Origin of the sequence: Sphingomonas sp., assembly GCF_019749955.1 — a bacterium.
GTDB lineage: Bacteria > Pseudomonadota > Alphaproteobacteria > Sphingomonadales > Sphingomonadaceae > Sphingomonas.
The window spans coordinates 60,498-67,522 of the sequence record NZ_JAIEPC010000003.1; the positions used below are offsets into that span (position 1 = coordinate 60,498).

Consider the following 7,025-nt stretch of genomic DNA (forward strand, 5'->3'; position numbering starts at 1 on the left):
AGAGCGGTTGCGACCTTGGATGGTTGGGATTGGGGTGCTGGGCGCACTGATTGCCGCGCTGTCGAAGGTCGTTGAGGGAGCTCCAGGCAACATAATGGCAATCGTTGGCGGTGCCGTTGCGGCGATTGCGGGTCTGATTGTAGCCAGTCTTGATTACAAGAAATTGGAAATTGGTCGTGAGGCACAGGATGCACACACGCTTGCTGACCAGTCGCTGGCGATTGTGGAGGAGCGTGAGCAAGCGCTGGAGGCAGCTGGCGCCCTCGACCTGAAGAGGCGAGAGCGCTTGCTAGCGATCGAACAGATGGTCGAGTCTATTGAGGCGGGCCTAATCCAGAGCGCCGACGCCAAAGCAACTGCAGAATCACTGCTACGCCGCGCGATTTCGGCGATCAGAAAGGCAGTGGACTATCAGGCGCCAGACTTCTTTACCGTCTCGATCTTTCAGCGAATGAAGTGCGAAAATGGCGAGGAAATGATGTGTCGGATTGCCGCGCAATGGACCGATCCAGAAAAAGCAGCGGCAGGGGGCAGAAACTGGGGTCTGGGCCAAGGCTATACAGGGGTCGCGTGGAACAACGCGAAGGTGAATCCGGCCGGGGACGTGATCGAAGCCGACACCACGATGGAACATTGCCGAACGCAATATCCGGTCGAGCATGCTGATCCCACTCGTGAGGCTTTGTATCGGTCGGTTGCGTCAATCCCAATCTTGGTAGGCGGCACGAACGAGGTTTGGGGGGTAGTGACCGCAACGAGTGACCGATCTGGCGTGTTCAAGCGCGATGACTCAAAAATTACGGTTCAAAACGTCGATATGATCCGCGATATTGCCCATATTTCCGCGCTGCTTGCGGGGTTAGCCGTTGCAGAAAAATCTGGGCAAACCGTAACCAGTACGAAAGCGGGCTGGTTTAGTAGGAACAAATAGGGTATTGAACAAATTGTCGCACGGAGGCCAGATGCCGACTCTAGCAGAAATCGAACGCGAGTATCGAGAGCTGTCTGCGCTCGTTACGTATGCAGGCTTTTCACATGATATCGAGCCACGAGATGAATTGCGGCTCGAACAGTTGGCGCAATGGCGCGTTCAGCTAACCGCTCCTGATTTCAAGGCTGCGTCAACGAGATAGGCCCCTCAAGCCGCGTTATCGATCCCTAGCTCGCCGAGCTTGCGGTAAAGCGTCGAGCGCCCGATCCCCAGCCGCCGCGCGACTTCGGTCATCCGGCCGCGATAATGGCCGATCGCGAGGCGGATCACATCGGCTTCGATTTCCTCCAGCGGGCGCATGTTGCCGTCGGCGCGGAAGAGGGTGACGCCGCCGCTTGCGGGTGTGGCGGCGGTGCTGTGGGGGAGCGTGCGGCGCTCGCCGAGACTTGCGATCTGCGGAAAATCGGCTTGGGTCAGCGCGGTCGCGTCGCAGAGCACGGCGGCGCGGAATAAGGCGTTCTGGAGCTGGCGGACATTGCCGGGCCAGTCGTAATCGACGAGCAGCTGAAGCGCGGCATCGGTAATCCCGATCGGCCGCAATCCCGGCTGTTGCGCGATCCGCGCCATCAGGTGGCGGGCGAGTGCCGGAATGTCGCTCGCGCGTTCACGAAGCGGCGGGATCGTCACCTGGACGACGTTTAGCCGGTAATAGAGGTCCTCGCGGAAGCGCCCCGCCTCGACTTCATCGAGCAATTTCTTGTTGGTGGCGGCGACGATGCGGACATCGACTTCGCGCGGGTGGCGCGCGCCGACCGGCTGGATTTCGCCCGATTCGAGCACGCGCAGCAGCTTGACCTGCGCTTCGAGCGGCATTTCGCCGATTTCGTCGAGAAAGATCGTCGAGCCATCGGCTTGGGCAAAGCGGCCGATCTTGCGTTCGAACGCGCCGGTGAAGGCGCCCTTTTCATGCCCGAACAGCTCGCTCTCGACGAGATTGGCGGGGATCGCGCCGCAGTTGACCGCCAGCATCGGCTTTTTCGCGCGCGGCGATGCGGCGTGCACGGCTTCGGCGACGACTTCCTTGCCGACGCCGCTTTCGCCTTCGATCAGCACCGGCACACGCGCGCGGGCAGCTTTGGCGGCGATGGCGAGTGCGGCGCGGAATTTGGGTTCGGAGCCGACGATCTCGTCGAAGCCCAGGGGCGCCGCGATTTTTTCGGTGAGCGGGCGGAGTTCGCCGGTGCCGAGTCCGCTGACGGCGGCGTCGAGGGCGGCGATGAGGCGTTCTGGCGCGAGCGGCTTGACGAGGAAATCGGTCGCGCCGCTGCGCATCGCGCTCACCGCATGGCTGACCGAGCCATTGGCGGTCAGCACGAGAATCGGCAGTTGTGGGCGGCGGCCGCGCAATTCGCAGATCAAGGTGGCGGCGGCGCCCTCATCCGCCCAATGATCGAGCAGGACGCAATCGAGCTGCATCCCGTCTTGCGTGCCGAGCGTGGCGATGGCCATTTCGGCGTCATTCGCGAAGATCGATCGCCACCCCGCACGCGCGGCAAGCGCCGACACGAGCCGCCGCTGCGCAGGCTCGTCGTCGATCAGCATCAGCAAGCGCTGGCCGTTGCGCGTCATAAGAGCTGCCTCATACCCATTCAGCCGGTAACCTTAACTGCGCCGGGTAAAGGGGGGCTTAAGCTGCGCGGGGGGGTAAAGGCGGGCTTAAGCCGCGCGGGGCTTGAGGTGGCTGGCACGCGCGGTTAAGGGTCGAACAACGGCCAGAACAAGATTGAGGGGCAGATGAGCGGCAACGGCAATATCGATACGCACCGTGCGACCTATAATTTCGTGCTCGGGCTCTTCAAATATGGCGCGATTGCTTCCGCCGTGATCGCCTTTGTCGTCATCCTGCTGATCAAGCGTTAGGACCTGCATGAAGATCGCGGTCCTGAAGGAGCAGCTCGCGGGCGAGGCCCGGGTTGCGGCGACGCCGGAGACGGTGAAGAAGTTCGTCGGCCTTGGCGCCAGTGTCGCGGTCGAAGCGGGCGCGGGCGAGCATGCCTCGATCAGCGATACGCAATTCGCCGATGCGGGCGCGAGCGTCGCTGATCGCGCGCGCACAGTGTCGGGTGCCGACATTTTGCTCGGTGTGCAGGGTCCTGATCCGGCGAGCCTGAGCGGTGCCGCACCGGGGGCCTGGGTGGTCGCGAGCCTGAATCCCTTCGGCGAGCGTGCACGCGTCGACGCCTATGCGGCGGCGGGCTTCGAAGCGCTGGCGATGGAATTCATGCCGCGCATTACGCGCGCGCAGTCGATGGACATATTGTCGTCGCAGGCGAACCTCGCGGGCTACAAGGCCGTGCTCGATGCCGCCGCCGAATATGGCCGCGCTTTTCCGATGATGATGACGGCGGCAGGCACGGTGTCTGCCGCGCGCGTGTTCATCATGGGCGTTGGCGTGGCGGGCCTTCAGGCAATCGCGACGGCGCGGCGATTGGGCGCGCAGGTGTCGGCGACCGACGTGCGCGCCGCGACCAAGGAACAGATCCAGTCGCTCGGCGCCAAACCGATCTTTGTTGAGAACGTCAAGGGCATCGAGGGCGAAGGCACCGGCGGCTATGCCACCGAAATGTCGGACGAATATAAGGCGGCGCAAGCCGAGCTGGTATCGTCGCACATCGCCAAGCAGGATATCGTTATCACGACGGCGCTGATTCCCGGTCGTCCGGCACCGCGCCTGATCAGCGATGCGCAGATTGCGACGATGCGGCCCGGATCGGTGATCATCGATCTTGCGGTTGAAAGCGGCGGCAATGTCGAAGGATCGGTCGCGGGTGAAGTGGTGGAGATCCACGGCGTGAAGATCGTCGGCCACCGCAATGTTGCCTCAAGGCTGTCGGCGGATGCCTCGGCGCTGTTCGCGCGCAACCTGTTCAACTTCCTCTCGGCTTTCTGGGACAAGGAAGCGGGCAAGCCGGTGCTCGACGAGGAAATCGGCAATGCGGTGCGCATCACGCAGGGCGGGAAGGTTGTGAGCGAGAGGTTGCTCGGGTGAGCATCGACCAATCATCAGAAAAGGCTGAGGCGATCGGAATGCTGGTTGCCAGCGCGATCGTTGCGCTCTGGTTGGTTGTCTTTTGGCAAGGCTATCAATTCGGCAGGGATTTGGCGAAAGCGCACTTCGCACGTCAAAGCCAGGAAGTCACAAGGAACCAGCGCTGATGGACTTCATCTCAACCCTATCGATTTTCGTCATGGCCTGTTTCGTCGGCTATTATGTCGTCTGGTCGGTGACGCCTGCGCTCCACACGCCGTTGATGGCGGTGACCAATGCGATTTCGTCGGTGATCATCGTCGGCGCGCTGATCGCGGCGGCGGCGGCGGGCATCGGATCGGGTGGTGCGACCTCGAAATGGCTCGGGCTGCTCGCGGTCGTGCTGGCGAGCGTCAACATCTTCGGCGGTTTTGCCGTCACCCAGCGGATGCTGGCGATGTACAAGAAGAAGGACAAGCCGGCAGCGGCGAAGCACTAGGATTGCCGACCCGGCGTTGCGCCGGGGTGCCGCGCCTTCGGGTGCGGGATGAACAGCGGGACCCCGGCTCAGGCCCGGGGTGACGGTAGGGGATGAAGAACAGTGGAACATATGGCGGTTAATCCCTGGGCGGCGCTGGCCTATCTGATCGCAGGCGTATGCTTCATCCTCGCGCTGCGCGGGCTGTCGAGCCCGGCGACGAGCCAACGCGGCAACCGCAACGGCATGATCGGCATGACGATCGCGGTCGTCACCACGCTGATCGTGCATGCGCCGCGCCTTGATGCGACGACGATCGATTTCGTGACAGCCGTCGAGATTCTGGTCGCGATCGGCATTGGTGCGGCGATCGGCATCGCCACCGCGCGGCGGATCAAGATGACCGACATGCCCCAGCTCGTTGCGGCCTTCCACTCGCTGGTTGGTCTCGCGGCGGTGCTGGTCGGCATGGCCGCCTACCTCAATCCCGAAGCCTTCGGCATTGCCGAAGCGGGGCAAATCCTGCTCCAGAGCCGGGTCGAGCTTGGCCTTGGCGTTGCGATCGGTGCGATTACCTTCTCGGGCTCGGTGATCGCCTTCGCCAAGTTGAACGGCAATATGAGCGGCAAGCCGATCCTGCTGCCCGCGCGCCACATCATCAATCTGGGCACGATCGCCGCGATCCTCGGCCTCGTCGCTTATTTCCTCACCGACCAGAGCCCGTGGGTGTTCTTCACGATCACGATCCTGAGCTTCGTCATCGGCTTCCTGCTGATCATCCCGATCGGCGGCGCCGACATGCCGGTGGTGGTGTCGATGCTGAACAGCTATTCGGGCTGGGCCGCCGCAGCGATGGGGTTCACGCTGCACAACACCGCGATGATCATTACGGGCGCGCTCGTCGGTAGCTCGGGCGCGATCCTGTCCTACATCATGTGCGCGGCGATGAACCGCAGCTTCATCAGCGTGATCGCGGGCGGCTTTGGCGCGGTTGCCGACAGCGGCGGTGGCGAGGCCAAGGAACAGCGCCCGTGGAAGCGCGGCAGCGCCGAGGACGCCGCCTTCCTGATGGGGCAGGCCGAGCAGGTCATCATCGTTCCCGGCTACGGCATGGCGGTGGCCCAAGCGCAGCATGTGCTGCGCGAAATGACCGACAAGCTGAAGGAACACGGCGTCAAGGTGAAGTTCGCGATCCACCCGGTCGCGGGGCGCATGCCGGGCCATATGAACGTGCTGCTGGCCGAGGCCAGCGTGCCCTATGACGATGTGTTCGAACTTGAAGACATCAACAGCGAATTCGCGCAGACCGATGTCGCCTTCATCATCGGCGCCAATGACGTGGTCAATCCGTCCGCCAAAACCGACAAGGCCTCGCCGATTTACGGCATGCCGGTGTTCGATGTCGAAAAGGCCAAGACGGTGCTGTTCATCAAGCGATCGATGGGCGGCGTCGGCTATGCCGGTGTCGACAACGACGTGTTCTATATGGACAATACGATGATGCTGCTCGCCGACGCCAAGAAGATGGTCGAGGACATCGTCAAGGCACTCGACTGATCGTGCGATGAGCGATTGGGGCGCCACGCCGCCGACTGTGGTGTTGATCGCGGCACGTGCTGCCGAAACCCGGCATGCCACCGCCGCGATCGAAGCCAGCGCGGCGCGGCTGACGGCGACGATCGATTTCGCCGCAGCTGCGGCCGGGCTCGACGCGCAGGGCGACGCCGATGTGCTGCTGGTCGAAACCGCCGGTGCTGACGCCGATTTGCTGACGGTCGTGCTCGATCTGATCGTCGATTATGCCGCGCGCGGCGGCGCCGTGATTGTCAGCTTTCCCGAGATTCAACTCGATGAGGTCGCCGGAACGCTGCTGGGCAGTCGGGTGGAATTGTTGTGCGCGCCCGATGTCGTCGATCGTGCCACCGCGATAGCCGTCGGGCTGGCGGGACGCGGCGGGCGCTTGCGCGAAGAGGGCGACGAATCGGAGGCGGCGCGGCTGAAGCGGCTCCACGAAGAAATCGGGCGGATCGCCGATCTGCTCGCGCGGCTGGGGCGCGATGCGGCGCCACCGAGCGGGCTGGAGGATCGCCGGCGAGACTTTCGCAGTGAAGCCGATGATGGCATGATTGCGCCTGCCGAAATCCGCCGCGCGATCAGGGCGCGACGGTTGCGCGACCAGTTTTTCGGCGACGGCCTGTTCGAGGATCCCGCTTGGGACATGCTGCTCGATCTGTTTGCCGCTGATCTCGAAGGCGCGCAGGTGTCGGTATCGAGCCTGTGCATCGCCGCTGCCGTCGCGCCGACCACGGCGCTGCGCTGGATCGGCCGCCTGACCGAGGCGGGGCTGTTTGATCGGCTGCCCGACCCCGCCGACCGCCGCCGCGCCTTTCTGACACTGTCGCCGCGCGCGCGAACGGCGATGCGCGGTTATTGGCAGGCGATGCGCAAGCTGGGCGGCGTGTCGGCGTGAGTTGACGCGCGGCGCCGAGCGGTTAGAAGCAGCCACCCGATCTGGGGGCGATTAGCTCAGTTGGTAGAGCGTCTCGTTTACACCGAGAATGTCGGCGGTTCGAGCCCGTCATCGCCCA

The 7,025-nt window shown here is 63.5% G+C and carries 8 protein-coding genes and 1 tRNA gene; 8 read left to right on the forward strand and 1 reads right to left on the reverse strand.

Annotation, left to right across the window (positions count from 1 at the left end; all coding sequences use genetic code 11):
• Window positions 1-34: 34 nt before the first annotated feature.
• Window positions 35-931: a GAF domain-containing protein gene (locus tag K2W81_RS00600; protein ID WP_294100407.1), complete on the forward strand. Its 897-nt coding sequence runs from the start codon at window positions 35-37 to the stop codon at window positions 929-931.
• A gap of 207 nt (window positions 932-1,138) precedes the next feature.
• Here K2W81_RS00600 and K2W81_RS00605 read toward each other — a convergent pair whose 3' ends face one another.
• On the reverse strand, window positions 1,139-2,560 hold the full coding sequence (locus tag K2W81_RS00605) for a sigma-54 dependent transcriptional regulator (protein WP_294100408.1): 1,422 nt from the start codon (window positions 2,558-2,560) through the stop codon (window positions 1,139-1,141).
• A 165-nt stretch (window positions 2,561-2,725) separates the two neighbouring features.
• Here K2W81_RS00605 and K2W81_RS00610 point away from each other — a divergent pair, with 165 nt between their 5' ends.
• The 7 genes from K2W81_RS00610 to K2W81_RS00640 all read left to right on the forward strand — a co-directional run bounded on the left by K2W81_RS00610 (window position 2,726) and on the right by K2W81_RS00640 (window position 7,025).
• The gene (locus K2W81_RS00610) at window positions 2,726-2,851 is read left to right on the forward strand and encodes an aa3-type cytochrome c oxidase subunit IV (RefSeq protein ID WP_294100409.1); all 126 of its coding nucleotides are present in this window, start codon (window positions 2,726-2,728) and stop codon (window positions 2,849-2,851) included.
• Window positions 2,852-2,858: 7 nt separating this feature from the next.
• The gene (locus K2W81_RS00615) at window positions 2,859-3,980 is read left to right on the forward strand and encodes an NAD(P) transhydrogenase subunit alpha (RefSeq protein WP_294100410.1); all 1,122 of its coding nucleotides are present in this window, start codon (window positions 2,859-2,861) and stop codon (window positions 3,978-3,980) included.
• Window positions 3,977-4,147, forward strand: a complete 171-nt coding sequence (locus tag K2W81_RS00620; protein ID WP_294100411.1) for a hypothetical protein — start codon at window positions 3,977-3,979, stop codon at window positions 4,145-4,147. Before K2W81_RS00615 ends, K2W81_RS00620 begins: the two co-directional genes overlap by 4 nt.
• Complete coding sequence (locus tag K2W81_RS00625) at window positions 4,147-4,458, forward strand: proton-translocating transhydrogenase family protein (RefSeq protein ID WP_294100412.1); 312 nt, start codon at window positions 4,147-4,149, stop codon at window positions 4,456-4,458. The genes K2W81_RS00620 and K2W81_RS00625 overlap by 1 nt, the downstream gene beginning before the upstream one ends.
• A 102-nt stretch (window positions 4,459-4,560) precedes the next feature.
• On the forward strand, window positions 4,561-5,994 hold the full coding sequence (locus K2W81_RS00630) for an NAD(P)(+) transhydrogenase (Re/Si-specific) subunit beta (protein ID WP_294100413.1): 1,434 nt from the start codon (window positions 4,561-4,563) through the stop codon (window positions 5,992-5,994).
• 7 nt (window positions 5,995-6,001) lie between these two features.
• Window positions 6,002-6,907, forward strand: coding sequence for a hypothetical protein (locus tag K2W81_RS00635; RefSeq protein ID WP_294100414.1), 906 nt, complete (start codon window positions 6,002-6,004; stop codon window positions 6,905-6,907).
• Between the two features lie 45 nt (window positions 6,908-6,952).
• Window positions 6,953-7,025 (forward strand) — tRNA-Val (locus K2W81_RS00640).